Source organism: Streptomyces sp. NPDC046925 (genome assembly GCF_040644915.1).
Lineage (GTDB): Bacteria > Actinomycetota > Actinomycetes > Streptomycetales > Streptomycetaceae > Streptomyces.
The window spans coordinates 617,065-643,347 of sequence record NZ_JBEYWZ010000004.1; the positions used below are offsets into that span (position 1 = coordinate 617,065).

Consider the following 26,283-nt stretch of genomic DNA (forward strand, 5'->3'; position numbering starts at 1 on the left):
GCGACGGGTCAGCGCATCGAGTTGACCGCGTAGAGGGCGCCGAGTGCGGCAGCGAGGGTGCCCAGGAGGAGGCGGAGGAAGGTCTCGGGCAGACGGGGCTGGAGGCGGGCGCCGAGGTAGCCGCCGATGAGGCCGCCGGCGCCGCAACTGAGCCCGAGGGCCCAGTCCGGGGCGATGTCGCCGCTGTGAGCCAGGGCCAGCAGCGCATAGGTGGCGGCTCCGACCACCGAGGTGGCGAAGGTGGAAGCGAGAGCGGCCGGAGCGACCCGGGCCACGGGCATGCCGCGGCCGACGAGGACGGGGCCGAGGATCGAGCCGCCGCCGATGCCGTAGATGCCGCCCACGATCCCGACAACGAGCGCGAGACCGGTCACCGCCGGGGGAGAGGGCTGCGGGCGCGGCTTGTCCGCAGGCCCGGGACGGAGCGTCCGGACAATCAGCCAGGTGCCGAGCGGCAGCAGCAACGCGGCGACCAGGAGACGGAAGACGGCCGGGCCGGGGAGGACGAAGACGCGGACGACGGCCCCCAGGACGACGCCGGGCAAGGTTCCCAGCACCAGCCGACGCACGAGCGGCCCCCTCAAAGCGCCGTCACGTCGGTAACGCAGCAGAGCACCCGGCCCGGCCACCACGTTGTAGAGCAGGTTCGTGGGCGTGACGGCCGGACTGGGCACGGCGAAGACGCTGAGCTGCACCGGCAGCAGGAACACCGCACCGGACACGCCGACCGGGGCGGTCACCACGGCGATCAGCATCCCGACCGCAAGACCCGCCGCGCCCGGCTCCCACGCCACGATGACCCCCTCGTCCCTTAGTACGGCTAGTACGGCTCGAACCCCAGCCCGCAGAGTAGATCGTCAGCCACTGCCCCAGCTCCGAGTGCCGGACCCAAGCAGCGACGACAGGCACCCGGAAGACATGACGGCTGGGCGAGCCGGGCTCTTCCTGTCGGTAAACGATCATGACGACAGGCGGCCGACACCTCTAATAGAGCCGTGCAATCCGGGGGTACGCAGCGGCCCGAATCCATTCAGGTCCGACTGGACGAGGCCGGCATCGAGGACCCGGTCGTCGTCGAGGAGGACCCGGGCACCTCCGGCCGCCTCCCCCCTCCGGCGCCCGAAGGCGGACGCCGTCCCGCTGCTCCAGCCGCTCGACGGCGCCAGGAAGTCCCCGCGGTTTAGGCCCGGCGCAAGGCCCGCCGCGAGTACGAGAACCGGGGCAGTGCCTCATCCCGACCGGACCATGATCCGGGTCGGCGGCCACCGCTGATTTCCGTTCGGCTGTTCTCCGAGGGCCGGCGCCCCGGTCAACCGCCCGTGGCAGCCGCTGCCGACGACGATCCGCCGACGAACGTGTTGGACGGATCACGTCACCGCACTGGAGTAGGGGTATTGGGAGCCGAAAGTTTTCGTCACAGTCCGAACAACGTTGCCGCGTTGTCGTGGCACACGGCTCGCAGCCACTGTGGCCCGAGGCCGAGCCGCTCCAGGGCGTGGAGCTGGTGTACGTAGGGGTAGGGGATGTTGGGAAAGTCGGAACCGAGCAGGATACGGTCGCCGAGCCCGGCGAGCCGGGGCACGGCATGGCGGGGAAACGGCATGAATCCCTCGGTGAAGTCGGTGAACGCCATGGTGGTGTCCAGCCGGACCTCCGCGTACTGCTCGGCGATGCCGAGGAACTCCTCGTACTCGGGCATCCCCAGGTGCGCGACGATCAGCCGCAGCTTCGGGTGCCGCGCCAGTACCTGTGCGATCGGCGCGGGACCGGTGTGCTTGCCCGGGGCGGGACCGGAGCCGCAGTGGATCACCACAGGGACCCCGGCCTCGGCGAGCACTCCCCACGCCCGCTGGACAAGCTCGTCGGCCGGGTCGTAGGCGCCTACTTGTACGTGCGCCTTGAACACGCGCGCGCCCGCTTCGACGGCCTCTCGCACGTACGTCTCGACACCCGGCTCGGGGTAGAGGGTGGCGGTGTGCAGACAGTCGGGGTGGCGGTGGGCGAAGTCCGCTGCCCAGCCATTGAGCCAGCGGGCCATGCCGGGCTTGTGCGGGTAGAGCATCGAAGTGAATGCCCGCACACCGAACGAGCGCAGTACAGCAGCCCGTTCCGCCTCCTGCTGCCGGTAGCTGATCGGCCACTCCAGTCCGCCGGTCAGCGGCCCCTGCGCGTCGAAGTACTCCCAGACCTTGTGCAGGACGCGCTCGGGCATGAAGTGCGTGTGCACGTCGATCAGTCCGGGAAGGCCGAGCCGGTTCCAGAAGCGGCGGACTTCACCGGCCTCTTCTTCCAAGGTCACGTCGTTTGTCGCGTCTCGCGAACCTGTGCGACTGGCGGGTGCCGTTTGGTGATCGTTCACGCCTCCCACGATCAGCCCCGGTGGCGGGGCGGGTCCAGCCCTTGTCCTGCTGGCGGGGTGAGTGATCGGTCACCTAGGTCGCTGATCTTGTGGGCGATGGTCTCTGCGCCTGGAGGCAGGCCGCCCTCAATCGGGAGCAGGCCCCGCTCCGGTGGCGGTCACGTGCTGCGCTGGTCGTGGGCGTCCTGGCGGATCTGGTCGGTCCTGCGGGTCATCGCGTCGATGCGTTCGGCGAGTTGGGAGTCCTGGGGTCGCAGGTGAGCGCGGGTGTCGGCCAGGGGGCGGACGAGGCCGGCCGCGTCGTTGCCGGCCAGGGCCTCGTTCAGGTCGCCGACGGCCGACTGGGCGCTGGTGGGGAGGCCGGTGAGCGAGGTGACCTGGCCGGCGAGGCGGCGCAGGTCGGCTGCGTTGTCGCGGGCCCAGGTGGTGATGTTGCGGTCGGCGGCGCGTGAGTCGCGGGTGGCTTGGACGCGCTGTTCGCCGGTACTGCCCGCGGTGCCGGGGCGAAGGCGCAGGTAGCGGCGTTCGGCGGCCTGGCGGCTTGCGACCCCGAGGGGGCCCGCGAGGTCGGCCCAGCTCGCACCCTGGGCGCGGGCGGTTTCGATCAGGCCGCTTTCCCAGCCGGCGAGTTGTTCGCGGACCTCGCGGAGCATCAGGAGCGCGGCCAGTGCGGGGTGCGGGCCGGGGTCCGCCGTCGGGTCGGTCGCGGCGGTCGGCGGATCGGCCGGTGCTCGCTGTGCGTTCTTCACGACCAGGTCGATGGTCTTCAGTGCCGCGGCGGCGTCAAGGAAGGGAACCTGTGTGCCCGGTTCGGAGGCTTCGTGCATGGCATGCTCCGCAGTCTTTGTCGTCCTTTCGATGACATCTGCGTTGTCATCGTTCCGATGACATGCTACAACGGAAGCACGTTGAAGCGCATTGGCAGTTTCTGCCCGAACCAACTGGAGGTGTTTCGCGATGTTGATGCGCACTGACCCGTTCCGCGAGATGGACCGGATCTTTCAGCAGCTCTCGGGTACGACCGGGACGTGGTCCAAGCCGTCGGTGATGCCGATGGACGCCTACCGCGACGGCGACACGTACGTACTCGCCTTCGACCTCCCCGGCGTCAAGTCCGAGGCGATCGACATCGACGTCGAGCGGAACATGCTGACCGTCAAGGCGGAGCGCCGGCCGGCAGCCAAGGGCGACACTGTGCAGATGGAGCTCTCCGAGCGGCCCCTCGGTGTCTTCTCCCGCCAGGTCGTGCTGGCCGACACCCTCGACACCGAGCGCATCGAAGCGCACTGCGACGCGGGTGTCCTGACCCTGCGCATCCCGATCGCCGAGCGTGCCAAGCCCCGGAAGATCACCGTCAGCGGCGACGCCGAGCACAAGCAGATCGCCGGCTGAACAAGCCCCGCGACGTCGGCGGAGGGCGGGGGAGTCGGTGCCCCGTCGCTCCCGTCCTCCCGCGCCGCCGCACCCTGCCGGGCACACAACGGTTCAGCCCGGCACACGCCGAACGGCACCCTCACGCACGTGACTTGTTCCCACTCCCGCCCGGATGGGCCCTCTTCTCCGGGGGCCCGGCCCGCGGCCACCGACCGCCCACACCTTTGACGAGAAAGGCAACCGTTCCACCATGTACGACCAGCTTCGAGCGCACCCGACCCGTGCGGCCATGACGTTCGACCAGATGTTGGAACGGGTGCGCTACGAGGGCGTCTACCCCACCCGCGAGCGCGCCGCGGAAGCCGTGCACACCGTCTTGGCCGCCCTCGGCCGCCAGCTCACCGGTGACGAACGCGTCGACCTCGCCCAGAGCCTGCCTCTCGAAGCCGCCCTGAGCCTCACCGCCCAGATCCCCGACGCGGAACACCTCACCGGCTGGGGCTTCGTGAAAGACCTGGCCTCGCGTACCGGCGTCACCCCCGCCCTCGCGCGCTGGGACACCGGGGCCGTGCTCACCGTCGTCGCCCGCCTCGCCGGCCCCGATCTCATCGCCCGGATCCTCGGCCAACTCCCCGGCGGCTACGCCCTCCTCTTCGGACAGGCAGAACTGCGCCAACCCCGGCCACGGGCTGATGCGCGGTCGTAGTGCGCCGTACTCCGCGCGTCAGGCGGCGCCGAGCTCCCACCACCGTTGTCATGTCGAAGAAATCGAACTGCCCATCCTGGCAAGGCGTTCCGCGTCATGGCGACAGCGGTATGTGTACGGCGGCGCCCGGCACAGCCGGGAGACTGCTTCACGCTGCGCAAAGCGCGACACTGACGATCGCCGAAACCGACACCGAAACCGAAACCGTCACCCACCCCGGTGCGCGTGTGCCGATTCGTCACCTCCGGCGGCCAAGGCGGCTTGCTCCCGCAGCTGCTCACGAGCAGAACCCATGTCCCGTTCCAGGGGTGCACGGCTCACGGCCGTCGCGAGGTCCTCCAGGGCTTGCTTTTGCAGTTCCGCACCGCGCCGCACCATGGGGCTCCGGTCCACGGCGGCCTCCGGCCACGCGTGGAGCGCCTCCTCCACGCGCCCCACGTGCGGATTCCTGTGCTCGCGCAGGTCGATCGCAGCCTGCGCGGTGTCCGCTTCCAAGGCCTCGGCGAGCCGCTTGGCCTCGGGAGCAGACGGGCTGTCGGCCCGCGGGACGAGGTTCTCCATGAGCATCGCCGCCCTGTCGAACCCCTCGAGCGCGTCCTGCGCGTCCTGGGCCTCGCGCGATGTCATTCCCCTCGGGGGGATCGGTTCGTGTCGTGCCTGGTCGTACGCCTCCTGCCAGGCGGCACGTGCTTTCCTGCTCGCCAGTTGGGCCCGGCGCATGTCGGTGCGATGCTCCCTGGTCGGTTCGGCGTGGCTGCGCAGCACCGCGGCCGCGTAGCGGCCGTTCGCGGCGAGCCAATCCGCAAGCCGGTCCGGCAGCCGGGGGGTCTCCCACGCGGGAAACACCACGTACGCCAGCATCGCCAGGGCCCCGCCCAGCAGAGTGAGCACCACCCGCTCCGGGACCGTCTGCTCCCATGCCTGGCCGCCCATGGCGAGCAGGAAGACGACGTAGGCGGCGGTGAAGCACTGCGAGTAGGCGTAGCCGGTACGGATCAGCGTGTAGGACAGACCTGCCGAGACCACTGCCAGCACGCCGAACACTTGGGCGTCGGGGCCCAGGGCCCGCGCCATCCCGGTGGCGAGCGCGACCCCTGCCAGGGTGCCGGCGAGACGGGCGACGGCACGCGCGGACGTCTGGTGGAAGTCCGGACGCATCACCATGACCGCGGCGATGGGCGCCCAGTAGCCGTGGCCCAGGGGCAGCCGGGTGGCGATGAGATAACCGAGCATGGCTACCGCCGCCAGGCGGACGGCGTGCCGGAACACGGGGGAGTCCCGGCGCAGCTCCCGGCGGACCGATCGCACGACGACCGGGATCAGCCGCAGCATCGTCGGGCGCACCAGGAACTGGTCGCCCGCAGGGCCGTGCGGGGTAGGCGTCCTCCCACGCGTGCTGCCGCTCCCGGCGATCTCAAGCGCCTCGCCGAGCAGTTCCACCAGCCGCTCGGCGGCCTGCCGCGCGTGCCCCTGCAGCACCTCGTGCTCCTCGTCGACACGCAGGACGTCCGCGCTTGCGGGCGGCACCTCTGCCGGAGTGCCCCGGCGGATCGAACGGGCGGCGGCATCCAACACGTCGGCGGCCGCGCCGAGCAGCTCTCGCGCGCGGTCCCGCCCGGGTCCCTCCGCCGGGGCGCCGACGTGCGGGTCGGCGAGCGCGGCGACGGCCGGCGCGATGCGCTCGGCAAGGCCCCGGGGGCCGTGCAGGACGGTGGGCCGGGTGCGCGCCTGTGACGGCGTCACGGCGGCCGCGTCCCTGGCCTTCATCAACGGCTCCGGGTCGAACGGGGCGGTCGGGTCGTGCCGCAACCGGCGGGCGTAGTCCGCCACGGCGGCCAGGGCATCGGCCAGCGCGTCACGATGCGCGCCCCATCGGCGGATCGGGAACAGCAGGATCAGCACGGCCTGCACCACGCCCCCGAGCGCGATGACCCCGGCGTGCTCCAGGGCTCGCCCGGCACTCGTGGGCAGGGTGACGGTCACCAGCATGCTGCCGACCGTCGTCGCCGCGACGATCCCGGCGGTCGATCCGACGGCCCACGCCATCCCCGCGACAAAGGCCCATAGGGCCAGCAGCGGGAGGAACGTCACGAGGCGCCCCGCTGCCAAATAGCCCACGAAGGTGCTGAGCGCGAGACCGGCGCCCGCGCCGAGCGCGATCACCTTGCGTGGACGCCAGGTGCGCTGGAAGGTGGCTGCGCCCGCGGAGTAGGCGCCGAGAGCGGCGGAGGCGGCGTATGCCGGGGAAGCCAGCCACAGCGCCGACCCGATGATGATCGCCATCCCCGCTGCCGTGCGCAGCGCGAGCAGGGGCTCCAGTCGCGTCTCCTCGAGCGTGAGCCCGGATCGCACGACTTCCCGGAGGGCCCGCCGCCACGTCACGGACATGAGCCTAGCCGGATCGCCCTGTCGGGTCGTGCCGACTTGGTCCTGCGGCTCAGGTCACCCGCTGGTCGCCGTGGTCGTCCTTTGCCATCTGGCGTCGTTCCTGTTCCCGCTTGGAATAGGCTGCGGCCCGGATGGCCTCGTCGCTCTCCAGGCCGGAGCCCAGTGCGCCGCCCACTGTCGCAGTCGAAGCGACGAACCATGACAACGTCCAATAGTCCGTTGCGTTCAGCGGGTCGCGTGTCATCGAAGCGAACACCTGGTCGTTGAGGATGAACAGTGCCCAGACCACGTTGATGAGCAGCAAACCCAGGTAGCAGACGAGCACGCCGATCCCGACGGTCAGGACCGTCGACGTGTTGTAGAGCCTGGCCTTCTGCCTCGCCTCCGGCGAGGCAGAAGCTGCGCGGTGCCATAGCTGCGCGTCCACGATCAGCCAGCCGATCATGAGCGCGACCGAACCGACCGTGGCGATCACGAGGCGCGGGGTGCTCAGGGCCTCGGCGAGACTCCAGACGGTGGAGTTCACGGTGGCGACTGCTCCCGTGGCGAGTGCGGCCGCCAGTGCTTTCGACAGCCCCGGCACCAAGCGCCAAGGACGGTTGGCACGGACCATACCGGCGAGCACCCGCAGGTAGCCGCGTGGTCCGCTGACGACGTATCGCAGATCGGCGGTCTCCTCCTCGCCGACCTGGCCCGGCTGGATGGGGGTGATACCAGCGGCAAGCGGTCTCGGATGCCGTTGATTTCGCGGCCGCCCCTCAGCGCCGGTGTCCTGCGGCCCCGCCAAGCCGAGCACGGTTTCTTCCACGGCCCGCCGGGCCCTCGTCTGCAGGCGCAAACCGCCCAGAGAAGGAAGCGACAGCAGCGCCAACCCATGTTCGTGGCTCAGGTCCACAACGACCCTGCCCCCGTGTGCGTGCAGCGGCAGATCAGTGAGGGCCACGACGATGTCCCAGTCCTCCGCGCTTCCGCGGTCCATGATGCGGCGCATCAGGGTACGCGGGTCCTCGGCCCCTGCGGAGAAGGGCTCACTGACCACCTTGACGTCGAACCGCTGCCCCTGGCCCGACTTCTCGGCGAGCCGAACGGACAGTCTCCGGACCATGCGCTGCGCGATTTCCGTCGGCGCGTCCGGATCCGCCAGAAGAGTCACGACCGTAACGTCCCCGGGCGACATATGCACGACCGCGACCCTTCCCGTCGGCTACCTCCGACGATCGCAGGCTCCCACAGGATGCCTGCACGGCAACGGCGGCACTTCGCGCGACACGCCGGCCCCCGCCAGCAGGCGCAGGCGATATCGCGGAGGGCCGGCCGGGGGCCGTCGGGGGCGGTCACTGCCAGGGTGGCGCCGATTGACCCGCTACCGGGCGAGGCCCTCGGGGCCCGCGGACCGGACGAGGTTGCCCGCCTGTTCCCGGTGCTCGTGCACGAGGCGGATCGCCATGGCCCCCTCACCGGTCGCCGAGGCCACCCGTTTGACCGAACCGCTGCGGACATCGCCGGCGGCGAAGACCCCGGGAAGGGTGGTCTCCAGCAGCATCGGATCGCGGCCCAGCGCGTCCCACCGACGCGCATCGGCCACCGCCCGGGCGTCGGCGCCGGTGAGCACGAAGCCCTTCTCGTCCAGGGCCAGCACGCCCTGGAGCCAGTCCGTGCGCGGCCGGGCCCCGATGAACACGAACAGCGCCGCGGCCGGCAGCTCGCGGCGCTCACCGCTCGCGTTGTCCTCCACCGTCAGCGACTCCAGCTTCTCTCTCCCGCCGACGCCTCGTACTTCGGTGTGGAGCAGTACCTCGATCGTGGGGTGCTGCTCCACCTGGTCCACCAGGTAGCGCGACATGTCCGCGTTGAGGTCATCGCCCCGGACGAGGAGGCGGACCCTGGACGCGTGGTGGGCGAGGAACAGCGCCGCCTGCCCGGCGGAGTTGCCGCCGCCGACCACGGCGACCGGATCTGCCTGGCAGAGACTGGCCTCGTGGACCGTCGCCGCGTAGTAGACGCTGACGCCCTCCAGGCGGTCGATGCCGGGCACTTCGAGCCTGCGGTACCACACGCCCGAGGCGAGAATTACGGCGCCCGCTCGGGCCCGGGATCCGTCCGTGAAGGTGACGGCGTACTCATCGTCCTGCTGGGTGAGCCCGCTGACCTCCGCCGGGACCATGAGGCGGGCACCGAACTTGTGGGCCTGGAGCACCGCGCGTTCGATGAGCTCGCCCCCGGAGATGCCCGACGGGAAGCCGAGGTAGTTCTCGATGCGTGAGGAGGTAGCGGCCTGGCCCCCGGTGGCGACCGCGTCGACGGTGACCGTGGTGAGGCCGTCGGAAGCGCTGTACACGGAGGCGGCGAGGCCCGCGGGGCCCGCACCGACGACCAACACGTCGCACCGTCCGGCATCGGAGGAGGGGGCCGGGGCGGGCAGCCCGATGAGCCGGGCCAGTTCGGCGTTGCTCGGATTGCGCAGCACCCGGTCGCCCTTCCAGAGGACCACCGGTGTCTCCTCGGTACGGATGGCGAACCGGCGCAGTAGCGCCTCAGCCTCCTTGTCCTTCTCCAGATCCAGCCAGCGGTGGGGCAACCGGTTGCGTGCGGCGAACTCCCGCAGCCGCAGCGTGTCCGGTGAGTAGCACGATCCCAGGATCCGGAAGCCGGCGCCGAGGCCGATGAGCAGGTACCTGCGGCCCAGGTAGGCGCGGAGAATCAGGTCGCCGAGGACAGGGTCGCGGCCGACCAGTGTGCGTTGCCGCTCCACCGGTACGGCCAGGATCTCGCCCGCCTGGCGCACCACGGCGGTGTCGAACGCCGCCTGTCCCTCAAGGAGACCGAGTTCGCCGAGGAATCTGCCGGGTCCGTGCACGGCCACCGTCCGCTCGTCGGGCCCGCCCTGGTCGTGGAGGATCTCGACGGTCCCGCTGATGATCGCGAGGAACTCGCGGATCGGCCGGCCCTCCCGGTAGAGCACCTCGCCCTCGGCAGTCGGGCGGCGTTCGCCGTGCGCGGTCAGGTCCGCGAGCTGCTCCGGCGTGAGGCGCGGGAATGCTCCGTACCGGTCAGGCGTCTCACCGACCGCACCATGCTCGTGCTCGGTCGTGCTCATCAGACCAGGGCCTCGTGAACGAAGCACCAGCGCCAGTCCTCTCCCGGCTCGAAGGACTGCACGACGGGGTGACCGACGCTTCCGGCGTGCCGTCTGGCGTGCTTGAGGGGAGAGGAGTCGCAGCAGCCGACGTGCCCGCAGGTCAGACAGAGGCGCAGGTGTACCCACGGCGAATTCTCTTTGAGGCATTCCTGGCAGCCGTCGGGGGTGAGCGGGATCACTGGGCGCACCATCGCCAGGTGGGGGTCGGGAATCGTGGTCATGAGGGTTCTCCTTCCGTGCACGGGGCGCCGGGGCTGCGGACTCCTGGCGCTACCGGGTCAACGCAGCGTGCTCATCCGCCTGCTGGGGCTGACCGGCCCGCCATCGCCTGCTCGACCCACTCGCGCAGAACGTGCGCGGGTGCCGCGCCGGCCTGCCGGGCGACCTGCTCGCCCTGGTCCAGAACAAGGAGGGTGGGAACGGCCTGCACTTCGAACCGGCGGCTGAGCTGTGGGTTCTTGTCGACGTCGACCTTGACGAGCTTGATCCGTCCGGCGAGGTCGCGGGCGACCTGTTCGAGGGCGGGGCTGACCATGCGGCAGGGGCCGCACCAGGTGGCCCAGAGATCGACGACCACGGGCACGGAGGCCCGCTCGGCGATCTCGGCGAAGTCGTCGTCGCCGGCGTCCACGAGCCAGGGCAGGGGCTGCTTGCAGTGGCCGCACCTGGGCCGTCCCTCGGCGGCCACCGGAATCCGGTTGCCGCGCCCGCAGTTCGGGCAGGTCACCGTCGTCGTCCGGGTGGTGTTCATGCCGCACTCGCTTCCCGGGCCTCTGCCTGCTGGTCGTAGGTGACCACCAGCTCTCCGTGCTGGGCGTCGACGCGCACCGTGGCACCGTCCTGGACATCGCCGCGCAGCAGGGCGCGCCCGACCAGCGTCTCGACCTCATGGGAGATGTAGCGCCGCAGCGGACGGGCCCCGTACACCGGGTCATAGCCCTGGTGGGCGATCAACTCCCGGGCGGCGTCGGTGAGTGCGACGGTGATGCGGCGCTCGGCGAGCCGCTGGCGCAGCTCGTCGAACTGCAGCTCCACGATCCGCTCGATCTGCCGCTCGCCCAGCGGCTTGAACAGCACGATGTCGTCGACGCGGTTGAGGAATTCCGGGCGGAAGTGCCCGCGCAGCTCGCCCATCACCAGGGCGCGGGCATCAGGGGTGATCTCGCCCTCGGCGGTGGCGCCGTCGAGGAGGTGCTCGGATCCGATGTTGGACGTCATGATGATCACGGTGTTGCGGAAGTCGACGGTGCGGCCCTGGGCGTCGGTGATGCGGCCGTCGTCGAGGATCTGCAGCAGCGTGTTGAAGACATCGGTGTGTGCCTTCTCGATCTCGTCGAACAGCACCACCGAGTACGGCTTGCGGCGTACGGCCTCGGTGAGCTGGCCGCCTTCCTCGTAGCCGACGTATCCGGGCGGGGCGCCCATGAGCCGGCTGACGGTGTGCCGCTCCTGGTATTCGCTCATGTCGAGGCGGACGATGTTCTCCTCGGAGTCGAACAGGGCCCGGGCGAGGGTCTTGGCCAGCTCGGTCTTCCCGACACCGGTGGGGCCGAGGAAGATGAACGAGCCGATGGGGCGGCGCGGGTCGCGGATGCCGGAGCGGGCGCGGATGATGGCGTCGGCGACGAGCTTGACGGCCTCGTCCTGGCCGACGACGCGCTCGCGCAGGATCTCGTCGAGGCGCAGCAGTTTCTCGCGTTCGCCCTCCTGGAGGCGGGCGACGGGAACGCCGGTCCAGGCGGCGACGATCTCGGCGATCTCCTCCTCGGTGACGACCTCGCGCAGCAGCCGGTTCTCCCCTTGTTTGGAGGCCAGTTGCTCCTCCTCCGCGGCGAGCCGGCGCTCGAGGTCCTGCAGGCGGCCGTAGCGGAGTTCGGCGGCGCGGTTGAGGTCGTAGGCGCGTTCGGCCTCCTCCGCCTCGTGGCGGACCTGCTCCAGTTCCTGGCGCAGCTCCTGCACGCGGCGGATCGCCTGCCGTTCGGCCTCCCACTGGGCGTGTTTGGCGTCGGCCTCGCCGCGCAGGTCGGCGAGTTCCTTGCGCAGTTCCTCCAGGCGGGTCTTGCTCGCGGGGTCGGTCTCCTTGGAGAGGGCGGCATCCTCGATCTCCAGGCGGGTGACGCGGCGGGTGATCTCGTCGAGTTCGGCGGGCATGGAGTCGATCTCGGTACGCAGCCGGGCGCACGCCTCGTCCACGAGGTCGATGGCCTTGTCCGGCAGGAACCGGTCGGTGATGTAACGGTGGCTGAGGATGGCCGCGGAGACCAGCGCGGTGTCCTGGATCTTCACGCCGTGGAAGACCTCCAGGCGTTCGCGCAGTCCGCGCAGGATGGAGATGGTGTCCTCCACGCTCGGCTCGTCGACCACCACCTGCTGGAATCGGCGCTCGAGGGCGGCGTCCTTCTCGATGTGCTTGCGGTACTCGTCGAGGGTGGTGGCGCCGATCATGTGGAGTTCTCCGCGCGCGAGCATCGGCTTGAGCATGTTGCCCGCGTCCATGGCTCCTTCGGCGGCACCCGCGCCGACGACGGTGTGCAGTTCGTCGACGAAGAGCAGGATGCGCCCCTGGGCGGCCTTGACCTCGCTGAGCACGGCCTTGAGCCGTTCCTCGAACTCACCGCGGTACTTGGCCCCGGCGACCAGGGAGCCCATGTCGAGGGCGAACACGGTCTTGTCGCGCAGCCCTTCGGGCACGTCGCCGCGGACGATGCGCTGGGCGAGACCCTCGACGATGGCGGTCTTGCCGACGCCGGGGTCACCGATGAGGACGGGGTTGTTCTTGGACTTGCGGCTGAGGATCTGGGTGACGCGGCGGATCTCGGCGTCCCGGCCGATGACCGGGTCGAGGCTGCCGGTCCGTGCCTCGGCGACGAGATCGCGGCCGTACTTCTCCAGCGCCTCGTAGGCCACTTCGGGGTTGGCAGAGGTGACGCGCTGGTTCCCGCGGACCTGGGTGAGCGCGCTCAGGAACGAGTCCCTGGTGACGCCGGCCTCCTTGAGCAGACGCCCGGCGGCGGTCGACGAGCCCTCTTCCGCCAGGGCGAGCACGAGGTGCTCCACCGACACGTATTCGTCCTTGAGGCGTTTGGCCTCCCGTTCGGCGGCATCGAGCAGGCGGGCCAGCCGCTGGGTGACGAAGACCTGGCCGGGGGCCGCGCCGGAGCCGGTGACCTTCGGGCGGCGGGAGAGTTCCTCGCGCACGGCCTCGCGCAGTGCGTCCGGGTCGCTGCCGGCCTGTTGCACCAACCGCGAGATCAGGCCGTCCTCCTGTTCGAGGAGTGCCAGCAGCAGGTGTTCCCCGTCGACCTCGGTCTGCCCCATGCCGACGGCCGCGGTCTGGGCTTCCTGGAGGGCTTCCTGGGACTTCTGGGTGAGACGATTCATGTCCATGGGGGGTTTTCACTCCTCGTGCCGCGCCCTTGCAGGGCGGCTTCGAGCAGACTGATGCGATCGAGCAGGTCGAGCACCAGGCCGATCGAGGCGTAGTTGAGGCAGAGTCCGGAGCGCAGCCGCTGGATGCGAGCCAGCAGCGCCGGGGCCGTGGGGGCGAACACCAGTTGCCCCGCGGCGTCGCGGTCGGCGTCGACCAATCCGAGGGCGACGAACCGGCGGATCAGGTCGGGGTGCAGGCCCGAACGACGGGCCACGGCGTCCAGGGAGAGTCGGCGGACGGGCACGAGCGCGTACCGGACAGCCGTCGTGGCGGTGAGGCCGGTTCCCGCTCGTACCGCAGGGCCGCCCGTGCCGGCCCGGCCGATGCCTGGCGCTCCAGCGGGTCGGTCGTTCATCGCGTCCTCCTGGGGTCGAAGGAAGAGGTGGCGGCGAGCTCCTCGAACAGTTCGCGCTCCCGGTCGCCCAGGGTGGGCGGCACCATGATGCGGAGTTCGGCGTACAGGTCGCCGTCTGCGCCGCGCGGATTGGGCATGCCCTCGCCGCGCAGCCGCAGTCGCCGGCCGCTGGACGAGCCCGCGGGCACGGTGACTTTGGCCGTGCCGCCGCCAGGGGTGGGCACGGGCACGGTCGCGCCCAGGGCCGCTTCCCAGGGGGTGACGGGGACCTGGACATGGACATCGCGGCCATCCAGGCGAAATTGCGGGTGGGGCTGGATACGCACCCGCAGGTACAGGTCGCCTCCGGGGGCATCGCCCCGCCCCCGGCCGCCTTCCCCCGCCAGCCGGATGCGTTGTCCCTCGGTGACGCCCGGCGGCACGTTGACCTCGTACCGCCGCGGCTGCCCGGTGGGCCCGGCCAGCGTGACGGTGCGACGGCCGCCCTTGAACGCCTCCTCCACGGTGAGCGACAGCTCGGCCTCCTGGTCGGCGCCCGGTACACCGCCGCGGGCGGCGCCGGCTCCGAAGAGCGAGCCGAGCAGGTCCTCGATGTCGACACCGTCCGTGGCGAAGTCGTCGCCGAAGCCGGCGTACTGGGCCCGGGGGCCACCCGCGCCCGCCGTCGACCGGGCGCGGAAACCGCCGCCCGCGCCGGCCGCGACCCGTTCGTCGAAGTCCTCGGGGATCTTGCGGAAGTCCTCGCCGAAGCGGTCGTAACGGGCCCGGGTCTTGGGGTCCGACAGAACGCTGTGTGCCTCGTTGAGGTCCTTGAAGCGTTCCTCCGCCCCCGGGTCCTTGTTGACGTCGGGGTGGTATTTGCGGGCGAGCTTGCGATATGCCTGCTGGATCTCGTCCTGGCTCGCGGATCGCGGCACGCCCAGCACCTCGTAGAAGTCCTGTGCCATCGCCGGTCACTCCCGTTTCGCGACAGTCACGGCGGCGGGGCGCAGCTGGTGTTCGCCGTCCCCGTAGCCGGGGCGCAGCACGTCGACGACCGTGCCCGGCGAGGCGTCGAGATCCTCGACGACGCCGATCACCTCGTGCCGGGCCGGGTCGAAGGCGACGCCGGTCTCCGCGTGCCGCGGGTAGCCGAGCAGTTCGAGGACGTTCACCGCCTGGTCGCGGACCGCCTGGACGCCCTCCACGATGGCCCCGGGATCGGCGCCGGCATGGGTCAGGGCGAGTTCGAGGTTGTCCAGGACGGGCAGGAAGGCGGCGGCCGTCCGGGAACGCTCGGCCTTGCGCTCCCGCTCCAGTTCCCTGGCGTGGCGCTTGCGCAGGTTGTCGAGGTCGGCGAGCGCGCGGCGCCAGCGGTCCTGCAGTTCCTGGAGCTCGGCCGAGTACTCGTCCTCGGACGGCGGGGGGCCGGCGCCGGCCGCGTCGGGACCGGTTTCCTCGTCCGTGGCAGGCTCCTCTTGCCCCCTCGGCGGACCCGAGCGCGGAAGATCTCCTGAGGGAGGGTCTACGGCGCCTTCCGGAGCCGGATCGGTGTGCTCGGGTATGGGCGGGTCGGGTTGCTCGGGGTGGATCGCCATGGCGGTTCCTCAGTCCTTGTCGAACTCGGCGTCGATGACGTCGTCGTTGGCGTCACTGCCGCTCGTGGGACCGCCGGTGGTGGCGTCCTGCCCGGGGCCGCCGGTGTCGGCGGAGCCCTGGTGGGCCGCCAGGCCCGCGAGCAACTGCTGGAGTTCGGAGGTCAGGGGCCGCACGCGCGCGACGTCCGCCTCTTCCTTGACCGCCGCCCGGGCATCGGACACGAGCATCTCGGCGCGTGCCTTGTCGTGCGCGGGCGCCGCGTCGCCCAGTTCCGCGAGGCGCTTTTCGACCTGGTAGGCGACGGCATCGAGCTCATTGCGGGCGTCGATGGCCTCGCGCAGTGCGTGGTCCTGGCCCTGGTTCTGCTCGGCCTCCTGGACCATGCGTTCGACCTCACTGCGGTCCAGGTTGGAGCTCTCGCTGATCGTGATGCCCTGTTCCTTGCCGGTGTCGCGATCGCGGGCCGTGACGTTGAGGATTCCGTTGGCGTCGATGTCGAAGGTGACCTCGACCTGCGGCTCGCCGCGCGGCGCCGGCCGGATGTCGGTGAGCTGGAACCGTCCGAGGACCCGGTTGTCGGCGGCCAGCTCGCGCTCGCCCTGGAGGACGACGATGTCGACGGCGGGCTGGTTGTCCTCGGCGGTGGAGAAGGTCTCGGAGCGGCGCACCGGGATGGTGGTGTTCCGCTCGATGATCTTCGTCATCACGCCGCCACGTGTCTCGACACCCAGCGACAGGGGGGTGACATCGAGCAGCAGGACGTCCTTGACCTCGCCCTTGAGCACCCCGGCCTGGATCGCGGCGCCCAAGGCCACGACCTCGTCGGGGTTGACGCTCATGTTGGGTTCCTTGCCGCCGGTCAGCCGGCGCACGAGAGCCTGCACGGCGGGGATGCGCGTGGAGCCGCCGACGAGGATGACCTCGTCGATGTCGCTTTCGCCGACCTTGGCGTCGGTCATGGCCTGCTGGACCGGCCCGAGGCACCGCTCCACCAGGTCGCCGGTGATCTGCTCGAAGGTGGACCGCATGATCGTGTCGGTGAGATGCTTGGGGCCCGAGGCGTCGGCGGTGATGAACGGCAGGCTGACCTGCGTCTGGGTCACCGAACTCAGCTCGGTTTTGGCCTTCTCCGCCGCCTCGAACAACCGTTGCAACGCCTGCGGGTCCTTGCGCAGGTCGATGCCGTTCTCCTTCTGGAAGTCGTCCGCGAGGTGGTCCACCAGGCGCCGGTCGAAGTCGTCGCCGCCCAAGTGGCTGTCACCGGCGGTGGAGCGCACCTCCACCACGCCGTCGCCGACGTCGAGGATGCTCACGTCGAAGGTCCCGCCGCCCAGGTCGAAGACGAGGACGGTCTCGTGCTGCTGCTTGTCCATGCCGTAGGCGAGGGCCGCGGCTGTCGGCTCATTGATGATCCGCAGCACCTCCAGTCCGGCTATCCGGCCGGCGTCCTTGGTGGCCGTGCGCTGGGCGTCGTTGAAGTAGGCGGGCACCGTGATGACCGCCTCCGTGACCCGTTCCCCCAGCTGTTTGGAGGCGTCCTCGGTGAGTTTGCGCAGCACCTGGGCGCTGATCTCCTCAGGCGCGTACAACTTGTCGCGCACCTTGAAGCGGGCCTCGCCGCCGTCGCCCTCGACGACGTCGTACGCGACCGCCTTGGCCTCGTCGGAGACCTCGTCGAAGTGCCGGCCGATGAATCGCTTGGCCGAGTAAATGGTCTCCTTGGGGTTGAGGATCGCCTGGCGCCGGGCCATCTGGCCCACCAGACGCTCGCCGGTGTCGGTGAACGCCACCACGGATGGTGTCGTGCGGTTGCCCTCGCTGTTGGGCACCACGGACGGCTCGCCGCCCTCCCACACGGCGATCACCGAGTTCGTGGTGCCCAGGTCGATACCCACTGCCTTGGCCATGAGGAATCTCCTCCCGGTGCGGCGGTCTCCGCCGTCTCTCCGGATCACGTTTGTTCAGGCCGGATCACGTTCGTTCAGGTACGAGTGGAATCTCCGCCGGTGGTACGCAGCGCGCCGAGCAGCCGCACCGCCTCGTCGGCCACCGCCTCGTCCGCGACGACCTCGTACCGGCCGGGCTGCAGCGAGCTGAGCGAGGCGAAATCCCGGCGGCCGCCCTGCAGCGCGTGCAGCAGTACGCCGAACAGCGCACCGACGATCGCTCCGAAGACCAGCCCGTACACCGCGAGGAGCAGTGCGGAGACGAGGGGGTCGAGCCAGTTCAGCAGGCCGAAAAGCCAGCCGATCAGCGCACCGGGGAGTGCACCGCTCGCCGCTCCGTGAAGCGCGGCCCTGCCGTAGTCCATCCGGCCGGTCACCTGCTCCACCAGGCGCAGGTCCTGACCGATGATCGCCACCCTTTCCACGGGAAACCCCTGGTCAGAGAGATGGTCAACGGTTCGTTCGGCTTCTTCGTACGTTTTGTACGAAGCAATCGGCCTGCGAGGTTGCTCAGTCATCGCCCGGTCCTTCCTGCCGATGCGCGCGGAGGCTGCCAGACGCTGTCCAGGTTCGCTGGCCGGGCGCCCTCGCGCCTGCTCCCCACGGGTCAGAAGTGCACGGGCCCGATAGCCCCGCGAGTATGAGAGAGAGGAATCTGGACATCTCGGATGAGTCGCCCCCGAGTGGGTAGGCATCCGAGCGATCGCCTCCCCGGAGCTGCGGGGAGAACGGAGTGATCCGATGACCGGCAGCCGGTCACACCATGTGTACGGCCGCTGCTCCGACTGGGAGGACAGCCTTCCGCCGGGTAGCGCCGGGCGGCATCCCGCGCATGCACGCAAAAGCCCGCGCCCATCCGCCACGAGCCCGGTTGACGAGGCCCTCCACGAGCTGGTGGCCCTCTCCCGCGCCCTGCTCGCGGCCCCGGACGCAGGCGAGATCCTGCGCCTGGCCATGCAGCACATCGCCGCCGCCGGGCCATACAGTGCCGAAGCCGGATACCTCGAGGTGGACGGCGACCTGGTCCCCAGCCCCAGGAACGGGCCGACCCATGCCGCAGCCGTGGACCGCAGGGTTCGGGAGCTGGAGGGGCAGGACGGCCCCGTGACCGTTCCCGGCAGGCCCTGGGGCCGGGCCCTGGCGCTGCGCGGGCTGGAGGGACTTCACGGCTACCTTGTGGTGACGTCCCGGACCCGCCCCACAGGGGCCCAGCGAAACCGGCTCGCCACGCTCGTCTGGCACACCGCCGCTGCTCTGTCCGTCGCTTTCGCGCAGCGCCGCCAACGCGAGGACGCGGCGGAGCTGCACCGGGTCAAGGAGGAACGTGCGACTCTTCAGCAGCAGCTGATCTCCGTGGTGGCTGAGCTGGGATACCAGGGGGCCGTTCACGCGCTCATGGCCGACATCGCCGCCTCGGGCGGCGGTGAGGAGGCCGTGACCCGCGCACTGCACGAGCTCACCGGATTTCCCGCGCTGGTCGAAGACCGTTTCGGACGGCTGAAGGCCTGGTCAGGCCCCGGCCGACCCGACCCCTACCCGGAGCCGGACCCCGCCGGCCACAACGACATGCTGCACGCCGTCGCCCGGGAGGCCGGGCCCGTACGGATCAAGGACCGGCTGATCACCCTGGTCCGCCCACACGGCGAGATCCTGGGCGTGCTGGCGCTGGTCGACGCCCTGAGCGCGGCCGACGAACACACCGTGTTCGCGCTGGAACACGCCGCCGCGACGCTCGCCCTGGAGCTGGCGCACCTGCGCAATCTGGCCGAAGTGGAACTGAGGCTGCACCGTGAGCTGGCCGACGACCTCCTGGCCGGGACGGACACCGCGAGCGCCTACGCCCGGTCCGAGGCAGTCGGCCACGACCTGCACCGCAGCCACTACGTCGTCGTCGTGAAGTGGTCGAACCGGACCGCAGACGATGCATTCGCCCGGACCGTAGCCCGCGCGGCCTCTGCTGTCGGCATGCACTCGCTGCTGACCCGACGCCCCGACCACATCGTCCTGGTCGCTGACGACAGGCCGCCCGCTCGCGCGCTGCACGAGGCGCTCGCCCGGGAGACCGGAACACCGTCCGGGACGATCGGGGTGAGCGCCCCCTCCGACTCCGTGCCCGACATCCCCCAGCGCTACCAGGAGGCCCAGCGTGCCCTCGAGGTGCGCCTCAGCTCCCGCGAGCGGTACGGCACCACCTTCTTCCACGACCTCGGCCTGTACCGCATCCTGGGACCTGGCGCCGATCACCAGGAACTGGAGACGTTCGTCCACGAGTGGCTCGGGCAGCTCATCGACTACGACGCCCGACATCACGCAACCATGGTGGAGACCCTCTCCCGGTACTTCGACTGCGGCGGCAACTACGACGAGGCCGCCGCGTCCCTGGCGATCCACCGCAGCACGCTGCGCTACCGGCTGCAGCGCATCCGCGAGATCAGCGGCAACGACCTCGCGAACGTCGAAAGCCGGCTCAACCTCCAGGTGGCGACCCGAGTGTGGAAGATCGTGCTGGGCGGATCCGGCTGATGTCCCGCGGTGGCGTACTGCCCGGAAGGGAGTGCCACCGGCTCCGGCGGCCACAGCTCCCCCTTCGGGCGCTCCCGCTCCCGCTCCCGCTCCCGCTGCCGCTGCCGTGGCCTTGTGCGACGCCGTCCGGTGCGCCGCGGCGGCGAGGTCGACTTCGGGCCGGTGCGTTGCCTACGCCCTGTCGGCACCTTGCTTGTGGGGATCCGAGAGGTAGCGTCCTCAACATGGATTTTCACACCGCCGTTGAGCGCGCTCAGCGCCTGAAGCAGCTGCATGCCGATCACAAGCCGCTCGTTCTGCCCACCGTCTGGGACGTCTGGTCCGCACGGACGGCAGCCGGAGCCGGGTTCCACGCGCTGACCATCGGCAGCCATCCCCTCGCCGACTCCCGCGGGGCCGACGACCACGAGGGGCAGACCTTCGAGGAGGTACTGGCCGCCGTCCGGCCGATCATCGCGGCGGTCGACATCCCCGTATCGGTGGACCTGGAGGCCGGGTACGGACAGGAGCCCGCGGATCTGATCGCCGGACTCATCGAGGTCGGCGGCGTCGGTCTCAACCTCGAGGACACCGTCCACTCGGACGGAGGCCGCGTGCGCAGCACACAAGAGCACGCGGACTACATCGCCGGCCTGCGCGCAGCGGCCGACAAGGCCGGCGTCGCGGTATGGGTCAACGGGCGCACCGACCTCTTCCTGCACGCGGACGATCCCGCCGGCGTCCTCGACGAGGCGATCGAGCGGCTGCGGGCCATGGAGCAGGCCGGCGCCGACAGCGTCTACCCGGTGCGTATCCAGGACGACGACGAGCTGCTCACGGCGGTCACCGGCGCCGTCGCCGTGCCCGTGAACTCCACGGCTCACCCCGTCAAGCACGACCTTGAGCGCTTCCGCCGCCTCGGGGTCGGCCGGCTCACCTACGGGCCGCTGCTGCAACTCGCGCTGACGGATGGGATGAAGGACATGCTCGGACCTTGGGCGCCCCAGAAGAGCTGATTCAGCGGTCGGGGCGCCCTGGCACAGGGCGCCCCGACCGCCGTTGGCGCCAGATCAGCGCCCCTCTCCCACAAACCCCGCGCCGCCTCGTCAGCCGGCGGCCGGCGTACCTCCCGGCAGATCTCCTCGGCGGGTACGGGCAGGTACATGTTCTGGTGCGTGCTGTCGATGTCGTACTCCTTCACGGCACCGGTGATGTGGCCGCGCCACAGGTCTGCGTACGAGCCGTGCACGCCTCGGGGTCACCGGCGCTGCGCGGTGGACGCGGTCAGGGCCAGGACGAAGGCCGGACGTCGCAGCTTCTCCTGGACCGACTACCGCGACCTGCTCAAGGCCACACACCAGCAGCTCGGCGGCCCATTCGTTCTGGTGTGGGACAACCGCAACACCCAACGAGCGGCGAACTGTCGGGACTTCGTCGCCGCCCACGAATGGGTCAACGGGGCCGGCCACTGGGCTCGACGTCGAAATCGCCGTCGCGACGCCCTTTGGCCAGCCCCTTCGTCACCCCTCTGGATGGTGCAGCGGCACGACCCCGACACTGTGCCCGTCGTGGTCGAGGAGCCGGCCCATGTGCTTGACCGTGCGAAGGACCACGGAACGGTCGCCGACGCTCAGGTGGGGGAGGGCACGGGAGAGGTGGGCCTCGAAGGCGTGCACGTCGTGCAGGGTGCGCAGCCACACGTCGACGACCAGGTTGTGGGGGCCTGCCGTGATCGAGCAGGACCGGACCTCGGGCACGCGGGAGAGCACCCGGCTGGTCTCCTCCAGGTGTTGGCCGGGTACGGAAGCGAAGTACACCGCGGACAGCGGCCAGCCGGACAGCGGCCGTGCCAGGTCGCAGCGGAACAGCAGACGCGCCCCGTCCGCCGACCTCATGTGACGGCGAACCGTGGTGAGCGGCGTGCCGGTGGCGTCCGACAGATCACGTAGGGACATCCGCCCGTCCACGCTGAGGAGTTCGAGCAGTCGGGCGTCGAGGGCGTCCCAGCGCGGCGCGACCTTCCGGCCTGCCCGTGGGCCCTTCTCCAGTTGGGCGGTCTGCGCCGCGTCGAGGCTGCGCAGCCGCCATCGGCTGCCCTCGGTCGGCAGCCCCGTCGACACGTGGGTGCGGGTCGCGCGCACGCCGTCGGTGCGGCGGAACAACGACGAGGTGAGAGCGGACAGCTCGTCGAGGCTCCGGGTCTGCACGGAGGCCACCACGTCACGGCCCCCGGCGGTCAGCTTGACGTTCGGGACCGCCGGGTGCCGGGCGAGCGCCTCGGCCACCTCCTCCGCGGCTCCGGGCTCGGTGTCGACCTCGATCACACCCGTCACGACGAGCCGCGCGTCGTTGAGGTGCGGATAGGCGGTCACCCAGGCGAGCCCGGCTTGTTCCAGACGGCGCCAGCGCCGCGCAGCCGTCACGGGATCGACCCCGAGCACCTTGCCGACCAACGTCCAGGACGCCCTCGGCCGGATCTGCAGAGCCTGGATGACACTGCGGTCCAGCTCGTCCAGTTCGTACGTGGCGCGAGAAGCCGTCCGCGTCCCGGTGGCGGCGCGATCCTGCACCGTCATCGGCGGCACTTCTCTGCGCGTTTCGACGGATCGGGCCACAGATCCTGCGCTGTCCCTCTGATGCGACACGAGCATTCGACACTCCCCTCCAACTGTTCCACCAAAGGTGTTGCGACACCGCCGAACGCGCAGGAGTGAACACACGCCATGACGCACCCCATCACGTCCCGGGCATCCCGGGTCCCGATGCGGATCCACCACACCCGGCTCATCGACGGAACCGGCGCGTCCCCCGTGGAGGACGCCGTCGTGACCGTGGACGCCGAAGGGATCATCACCTACGCGGGACCGGCCGCGACAGCACCCGAGTCCGCAGGGCAGAACGGCACCGGCGCCATCCGCACCGTCGACGCCGGCGGGCGCACCCTGCTGCCCGGCTTCTTCGACTGCCACGTCCACATGTCCTACGCCCACGGCGCCCACCCCGGACGCCGCGCCGAACTCGACCAGGTCCTGGTCACCCTCGACACCGCCACCCGGCTGCGGCAGACCCTCGACGCGGGCATCACCACGGCCCGGGACCTGGCAGGCCTGGCGGCCGGCTACCGTACGGCCGTCGAGACCGGCCGGATCGTCGGCCCGCGGCTGCAGACCGCCGTCCGCGTCATCAGCCACACCGGCGGCCACGGCGACGTACGCCTGCCGGACGGCACCGATCTGAGCGACGGCATGTCGGAACTCGCCGACACCACCGACGAGGCCCGGCTCGCCGTGCGCCGGGTGATCCGCGAGGGCGCCGACCTGGTCAAGGTCTGTGCCACCGGCGGGATGGGCAGTCCGTACGACGACCCCGACGACGAGGGGCTCCTGGAGGAGGAGATCCGCGCCGTCGTCGACGAGGCCCGTCGGCACGGCGGACGGCCGGTCGCCGCGCACGCCCAGGGCAACGCGGGCATCCTGAACGCGATCCGCGGCGGCGTCACCAGCATCGAGCACGGTTACGGCCTCGACGACCGGACCATCGATCTGGCGGGCGAAGGCGGAGTCTTCGTTGTACCGACGCTGTCCACCGTGTACGCGGGCATCAACAAGGACACGATGCCGGACTACCACTACCAGAAGAAGACCCGCTGGTCCGGACTGACCAAGGAGAACATCGCGCGGGCCATCGAGCGCGGCTCGCGGATCGCGCTCGGCACGGACGCCGCGGTCGGTCCGCACGGCGTGAACCTGATGGAGCTGTCCTACCTGGTTGACCTGGGCATGGACCCGATGGCCGCGATCGTCGCCGGAACGCGGACGTCGGCCGAACTCCTCGGCGTCGCGGACCGGCTGGGCACGGTGACCGAGGGGCGCGTCGCCGACCTCGTGCTGTGCGACGGCGATCCGCTGGCCGACATCGGCGTGCTCGGTGACCCCGGCAACGTCGTCTGCGTCGTGCAGGAGGGCATCGTCCGCAAGGATCTCCCGGGGCTCGCCGACGGCGCGGCGTGTGCGGACGGGCGGCGGCCATGACGTCCTCGGTGAAGGAACTGCCCGCATCCGGGCAGGGCGCGGGCGGAGAGGGCAAGCCGCGCGGTGTCGACCGGGTGCTCTCCTGGATCGAGCGGGCCGGCAACGCCCTGCCCCACCCGGTGGTCCTGTTCACGGCGTTGTTCGTGGTCGTCGCCGTGGTCTCCACGGCCCTCGCCCTCGCCGACGTGTCCGTCACCGTGCCGGGTACGGAAGACACCCAGCACGTCTCCGGCCTGCTCACCGGCGAGGGTGTGCGCTGGCTGGTGGAGAACCTGGTCACCAACTTCGCGGGGTTCCCGCCCATCGCCGCCGTCCTGCTCATGATCATGGCGGTGGGGGTCGCGGAGAAGGCCGGTCTCCTTGAGACCGCGATGCGGGCCACGCTGGCCCGCGCGCCGCGCGCCTTCCTGCCGTACCTGGTGGCGCTGGTCGCCTGCCAGGCGCACATGATGAGCGACGTGGCGGCCATCGTGCTGCCCCCGCTGGCCGCCGTCGTGTTCAAGAGCGCGGGCCGGCATCCGGCGGCGGGCCTGATCGGCGGCTTCGCCTGCGTCACCGCCGGATACGCGGCCGGGTTCACGATCGGCTCGCTCGACGCCCTCTACACGGGCATCACGCAGAAGGCCGTCGACGTCCTGCCCGCCTCGCACCACGCCGACGTCAACATCCTTGCGAACTACTTCTTCACCGCCAGCAGCAGCCTCGTCCTCGGCCTGCTCGGCGGCTTCCTGATCAGCCGCGTCCTCGAACCGCGCCTGCCCGCCCACGAGCCCGACGACGACGCGGCGGCGGACGACATCCGGCTGACCTCGGCCCAGCGCCGCGGACTGCTGTTCACCGCCCTGACCGTCGTCGCGTACGCGGCCGTGGTGCTGTCCCTGTGGCTGCCCGTCGGCGCGCCTCTGCGCGGCGACGGCGGCGCGCTGGTGCCGTCGCCGCTGCTGTCCGGCATCGTTCCGGTCCTCTTCGGCGCGTTCCTGCTCGCGGGGATGGTCTACGGATTCACGGTGAAGACGCTGAGCGGCTCGGAAGGCGTCGTCACCGCGATGACCGACTCGGTGAAGAACATGGCGGGGTACGTCGTCATGATGTTCGTCGCCGCGCAGGTGATCGCCGTGTTCAACTGGTCGAACCTGGGTGTGCTCCTCGCCGTAAAAGCCGCGGCGTTCTTGGAGTCCATCGGGCTGACCGGCTTCGGCGCCCTGGTTGCCTTCGTTCTGCTGGTCTCGTGCCTCAACATGGTCGTCATCTCCGGCTCGGCGCTGTGGTCCCTGATCGGGCCGGTGTTCGTCCCCGCGTTCATGCTCCTCGGCATGAACCCGGCACTCAGCCAGGCGGCGTTCCGCATCGGGGACTCGGCGACCGCGGTCATCACCCCGATGAACCCGTACGTGTTCCTGCTCCTGGCCCTGCTCCAACGTTACGAACCGGAGGCGCGTCTGGGCACGCTCATCTCCCGCCTGGCGATCTTCGTGGTGCCGTTCCTCGTGGTCTGGCTCGGCATCCTCGCCGTGTTCTACGGGTTCGGTCTGCCGTTGGGACCGGGGGCGGACATCGGCCTCAAGTGACCGCCGGGCCGCAGGGCGGGCACAACGACGGTGACCCACCAGAACTCTCCGGTGGGCCACCATCGTTGTGCCGGTAGCGGTGAGCCTTCAGTCCCGGCCCACCCACGCGAGGATCGTCTGCGCGAACTCGACCGGCACCTGCTCCGGCGCCGCCACATGTCCGTCGGACAGCACACGTGTCTCGCAGCCGAGCGCGGCCGCGAACTTCGGGAGGGAGGGGAGCGAGAAGTGGTCGCCCGAAGCGCAGACGGCGAGGGTGCGCGCGGTGATATGCGGCAGACGCGGCTCCATCACATAGCGGCGCAGCGACTCGTGCCCCTCCTCGACCCGGTCGAGGACGGTCAACGCGTCGATGACGTAACGGGTCAGGGCTTCTTCCTCGCCCGGCCGGTAGAAGCGCCTCCGCCTGTCCCACAGCTCTTGCAGATGGGAGCCATCAGCCTTCGGGTCGACGTGGTCGACACGGCCGTGCCCGCCCACGCCGCTGCGCTTGTCGTCGTCGACGAACGCCGCCGCCGACAGCATCAGGCTCGCCACCCGGTCCTGGAAGCGGGCCGCCACCTCGACGGCGATCACCCCGCCGGTGTGATGGCCGACGAGGTGGAACCGGTCGAGGCCGAGCGCCTCGACCAGATCGCCCACGGCATCCGCGAACCGTTCGACGGAGTGGGGGCCCTCGGGCTTCGCGGAGGCCCCGTAGCCCAGGGTGTCCATCGCGATGGCCCGGTACCGGGCACCGACCAAGGGGAGCACGGCGCGGTACTCCGTCCAGGAGCGGGGCGTCTGGTGGAGCATCAGCACAGGCTCGCCGTCGCCGGACTCCACGTAGTGCAACTGGCCGAAGCGGCTGGGGACGTAGCCTTTCCGCAGCGTGTTCGTGAGCGCCGTATTCGTCGTGTCCGTCATA

22 protein-coding genes and 1 pseudogene are annotated in these 26,283 nt (G+C 70.6%); 7 read left to right on the forward strand and 16 right to left on the reverse strand.

Annotated elements, in window-relative coordinates; all coding sequences use genetic code 11:
* Window positions 1–8: 8 nt before the first annotated feature.
* The 3 genes from ABZ906_RS21315 to ABZ906_RS21325 form a co-directional block, all read right to left on the reverse strand.
* Window positions 9–755, reverse strand: coding sequence for a sulfite exporter TauE/SafE family protein (locus tag ABZ906_RS21315; RefSeq protein ID WP_361384882.1), 747 nt, complete (start codon window positions 753–755; stop codon window positions 9–11).
* Window positions 756–1,414: 659 nt separating this feature from the next.
* Complete coding sequence (locus ABZ906_RS21320) at window positions 1,415–2,293, reverse strand: amidohydrolase family protein (protein ID WP_361384885.1); 879 nt, start codon at window positions 2,291–2,293, stop codon at window positions 1,415–1,417.
* A 224-nt stretch (window positions 2,294–2,517) separates the two neighbouring features.
* Complete coding sequence (locus ABZ906_RS21325; RefSeq protein WP_361191690.1) at window positions 2,518–3,186, reverse strand: HSP18 transcriptional regulator; 669 nt, start codon at window positions 3,184–3,186, stop codon at window positions 2,518–2,520.
* A gap of 130 nt (window positions 3,187–3,316) precedes the next feature.
* On the opposite strand from ABZ906_RS21325, the gene ABZ906_RS21330 reads away from it, so the two are divergent.
* Both ABZ906_RS21330 and ABZ906_RS21335 read left to right on the forward strand, forming a co-directional pair.
* A complete protein-coding gene (locus ABZ906_RS21330; protein ID WP_361191688.1) occupies window positions 3,317–3,751 on the forward strand; it encodes an Hsp20/alpha crystallin family protein in 435 nt (144 codons plus the stop codon).
* A 232-nt stretch (window positions 3,752–3,983) separates the two neighbouring features.
* On the forward strand, window positions 3,984–4,439 hold the full coding sequence (locus ABZ906_RS21335; RefSeq protein WP_361191685.1) for a DUF2267 domain-containing protein: 456 nt from the start codon (window positions 3,984–3,986) through the stop codon (window positions 4,437–4,439).
* 207 nt (window positions 4,440–4,646) lie between these two features.
* Here ABZ906_RS21335 and ABZ906_RS21340 read toward each other — a convergent pair whose 3' ends face one another.
* The 11 genes from ABZ906_RS21340 to ABZ906_RS21390 all read right to left on the reverse strand — a co-directional run bounded on the left by ABZ906_RS21340 (window position 4,647) and on the right by ABZ906_RS21390 (window position 17,793).
* Window positions 4,647–6,821 carry an FUSC family protein gene (locus ABZ906_RS21340; protein WP_361384743.1) on the reverse strand — a complete coding sequence of 725 codons (2,175 nt, stop codon included), beginning with the start codon at window positions 6,819–6,821 and terminating at the stop codon, window positions 4,647–4,649.
* 55 nt (window positions 6,822–6,876) lie between these two features.
* The gene (locus ABZ906_RS21345) at window positions 6,877–7,980 is read right to left on the reverse strand and encodes a hypothetical protein (RefSeq protein WP_361384746.1); all 1,104 of its coding nucleotides are present in this window, start codon (window positions 7,978–7,980) and stop codon (window positions 6,877–6,879) included.
* A 210-nt stretch (window positions 7,981–8,190) separates the two neighbouring features.
* Window positions 8,191–9,924 carry an FAD-dependent oxidoreductase gene (locus tag ABZ906_RS21350; protein WP_361384749.1) on the reverse strand — a complete coding sequence of 578 codons (1,734 nt, stop codon included), beginning with the start codon at window positions 9,922–9,924 and terminating at the stop codon, window positions 8,191–8,193.
* Complete coding sequence (locus ABZ906_RS21355; RefSeq protein ID WP_361191674.1) at window positions 9,924–10,187, reverse strand: UBP-type zinc finger domain-containing protein; 264 nt, start codon at window positions 10,185–10,187, stop codon at window positions 9,924–9,926. Before ABZ906_RS21355 ends, ABZ906_RS21350 begins: the two co-directional genes overlap by 1 nt.
* A 71-nt stretch (window positions 10,188–10,258) precedes the next feature.
* Window positions 10,259–10,717 carry a thioredoxin gene (gene trxA / locus ABZ906_RS21360; RefSeq protein ID WP_361384752.1) on the reverse strand — a complete coding sequence of 153 codons (459 nt, stop codon included), beginning with the start codon at window positions 10,715–10,717 and terminating at the stop codon, window positions 10,259–10,261.
* Window positions 10,714–13,353, reverse strand: a complete 2,640-nt coding sequence (gene clpB / locus ABZ906_RS21365; RefSeq protein WP_361191668.1) for an ATP-dependent chaperone ClpB — start codon at window positions 13,351–13,353, stop codon at window positions 10,714–10,716. Before clpB ends, trxA begins: the two co-directional genes overlap by 4 nt.
* Entirely contained in the window at window positions 13,344–13,751 is a 408-nt protein-coding gene (locus tag ABZ906_RS21370) for a chaperone modulator CbpM (RefSeq protein WP_361384755.1), read from the reverse strand. The genes clpB and ABZ906_RS21370 overlap by 10 nt, the downstream gene beginning before the upstream one ends.
* The gene (locus tag ABZ906_RS21375) at window positions 13,748–14,698 is read right to left on the reverse strand and encodes a DnaJ C-terminal domain-containing protein (protein ID WP_361384758.1); all 951 of its coding nucleotides are present in this window, start codon (window positions 14,696–14,698) and stop codon (window positions 13,748–13,750) included. The genes ABZ906_RS21370 and ABZ906_RS21375 overlap by 4 nt, the downstream gene beginning before the upstream one ends.
* Window positions 14,699–14,704: 6 nt before the next feature.
* Window positions 14,705–15,328: a nucleotide exchange factor GrpE gene (gene grpE, locus ABZ906_RS21380; protein ID WP_361384760.1), complete on the reverse strand. Its 624-nt coding sequence runs from the start codon at window positions 15,326–15,328 to the stop codon at window positions 14,705–14,707.
* Window positions 15,329–15,337: 9 nt separating this feature from the next.
* Window positions 15,338–17,236: a molecular chaperone DnaK gene (gene dnaK, locus ABZ906_RS21385; RefSeq protein ID WP_361384763.1), complete on the reverse strand. Its 1,899-nt coding sequence runs from the start codon at window positions 17,234–17,236 to the stop codon at window positions 15,338–15,340.
* Between the two features lie 74 nt (window positions 17,237–17,310).
* Entirely contained in the window at window positions 17,311–17,793 is a 483-nt protein-coding gene (locus tag ABZ906_RS21390) for a general stress protein (protein ID WP_361384766.1), read from the reverse strand.
* Between the two features lie 223 nt (window positions 17,794–18,016).
* On the opposite strand from ABZ906_RS21390, the gene ABZ906_RS21395 reads away from it, so the two are divergent.
* The 3 genes and pseudogenes from ABZ906_RS21395 to ABZ906_RS21405 all read left to right on the forward strand — a co-directional run.
* Window positions 18,017–19,798, forward strand: a complete 1,782-nt coding sequence (locus ABZ906_RS21395) for a helix-turn-helix domain-containing protein (protein WP_361384769.1) — start codon at window positions 18,017–18,019, stop codon at window positions 19,796–19,798.
* Between the two features lie 224 nt (window positions 19,799–20,022).
* Complete coding sequence (locus ABZ906_RS21400; protein ID WP_361384772.1) at window positions 20,023–20,793, forward strand: isocitrate lyase/phosphoenolpyruvate mutase family protein; 771 nt, start codon at window positions 20,023–20,025, stop codon at window positions 20,791–20,793.
* 288 nt (window positions 20,794–21,081) lie between these two features.
* Window positions 21,082–21,210 (forward strand): annotated as a pseudogene (locus tag ABZ906_RS21405) (IS630 family transposase); the annotation flags it as partial.
* 87 nt (window positions 21,211–21,297) lie between these two features.
* On the opposite strand, the gene ABZ906_RS21410 reads toward ABZ906_RS21405, so the two are convergent.
* Window positions 21,298–22,353 (reverse strand): Lrp/AsnC family transcriptional regulator, encoded by a 1,056-nt coding sequence (locus ABZ906_RS21410; RefSeq protein WP_361384775.1) that lies wholly within the window; start codon window positions 22,351–22,353, stop codon window positions 21,298–21,300.
* Between the two features lie 147 nt (window positions 22,354–22,500).
* Between ABZ906_RS21410 and ABZ906_RS21415 the strand changes: the two genes are divergently transcribed.
* Complete coding sequence (locus ABZ906_RS21415; protein ID WP_361384778.1) at window positions 22,501–23,808, forward strand: amidohydrolase family protein; 1,308 nt, start codon at window positions 22,501–22,503, stop codon at window positions 23,806–23,808.
* Window positions 23,805–25,376, forward strand: a complete 1,572-nt coding sequence (locus ABZ906_RS21420) for an AbgT family transporter (protein WP_361384781.1) — start codon at window positions 23,805–23,807, stop codon at window positions 25,374–25,376. Before ABZ906_RS21415 ends, ABZ906_RS21420 begins: the two co-directional genes overlap by 4 nt.
* An 87-nt stretch (window positions 25,377–25,463) precedes the next feature.
* Here the strand turns inward: ABZ906_RS21420 and ABZ906_RS21425 are convergent, their stop codons facing one another.
* Entirely contained in the window at window positions 25,464–26,282 is an 819-nt protein-coding gene (locus ABZ906_RS21425; RefSeq protein WP_361384784.1) for an alpha/beta fold hydrolase, read from the reverse strand.
* Window position 26,283: the final 1 nt, after the last annotated feature.

Coding starts and splice junctions, on each gene's coding strand:
- ABZ906_RS21315 (WP_361384882.1), bottom strand. CDS start 755: ATGCTGATCGCCGTGGTGACCGCCCCGGTCGGCGTGTCCGGTGCGGTG.
- ABZ906_RS21325 (WP_361191690.1), bottom strand. CDS start 3,186: ATGCACGAAGCCTCCGAACCGGGCACACAGGTTCCCTTCCTTGACGCC.
- ABZ906_RS21330 (WP_361191688.1), top strand. CDS start 3,317: ATGTTGATGCGCACTGACCCGTTCCGCGAGATGGACCGGATCTTTCAG.
- ABZ906_RS21335 (WP_361191685.1), top strand. CDS start 3,984: ATGTACGACCAGCTTCGAGCGCACCCGACCCGTGCGGCCATGACGTTC.
- ABZ906_RS21350 (WP_361384749.1), bottom strand. CDS start 9,924: ATGAGCACGACCGAGCACGAGCATGGTGCGGTCGGTGAGACGCCTGAC.
- ABZ906_RS21355 (WP_361191674.1), bottom strand. CDS start 10,187: ATGACCACGATTCCCGACCCCCACCTGGCGATGGTGCGCCCAGTGATC.
- trxA (WP_361384752.1), bottom strand. CDS start 10,717: ATGAACACCACCCGGACGACGACGGTGACCTGCCCGAACTGCGGGCGC.
- clpB (WP_361191668.1), bottom strand. CDS start 13,353: ATGGACATGAATCGTCTCACCCAGAAGTCCCAGGAAGCCCTCCAGGAA.
- ABZ906_RS21370 (WP_361384755.1), bottom strand. CDS start 13,751: ATGAACGACCGACCCGCTGGAGCGCCAGGCATCGGCCGGGCCGGCACG.
- ABZ906_RS21375 (WP_361384758.1), bottom strand. CDS start 14,698: ATGGCACAGGACTTCTACGAGGTGCTGGGCGTGCCGCGATCCGCGAGC.
- grpE (WP_361384760.1), bottom strand. CDS start 15,328: ATGGCGATCCACCCCGAGCAACCCGACCCGCCCATACCCGAGCACACC.
- dnaK (WP_361384763.1), bottom strand. CDS start 17,236: ATGGCCAAGGCAGTGGGTATCGACCTGGGCACCACGAACTCGGTGATC.
- ABZ906_RS21390 (WP_361384766.1), bottom strand. CDS start 17,793: ATGACTGAGCAACCTCGCAGGCCGATTGCTTCGTACAAAACGTACGAA.
- ABZ906_RS21395 (WP_361384769.1), top strand. CDS start 18,017: ATGACCGGCAGCCGGTCACACCATGTGTACGGCCGCTGCTCCGACTGG.
- ABZ906_RS21400 (WP_361384772.1), top strand. CDS start 20,023: ATGGATTTTCACACCGCCGTTGAGCGCGCTCAGCGCCTGAAGCAGCTG.
- ABZ906_RS21410 (WP_361384775.1), bottom strand. CDS start 22,353: ATGACGGTGCAGGATCGCGCCGCCACCGGGACGCGGACGGCTTCTCGC.
- ABZ906_RS21415 (WP_361384778.1), top strand. CDS start 22,501: ATGACGCACCCCATCACGTCCCGGGCATCCCGGGTCCCGATGCGGATC.
- ABZ906_RS21420 (WP_361384781.1), top strand. CDS start 23,805: ATGACGTCCTCGGTGAAGGAACTGCCCGCATCCGGGCAGGGCGCGGGC.
- ABZ906_RS21425 (WP_361384784.1), bottom strand. CDS start 26,282: ATGACGGACACGACGAATACGGCGCTCACGAACACGCTGCGGAAAGGC.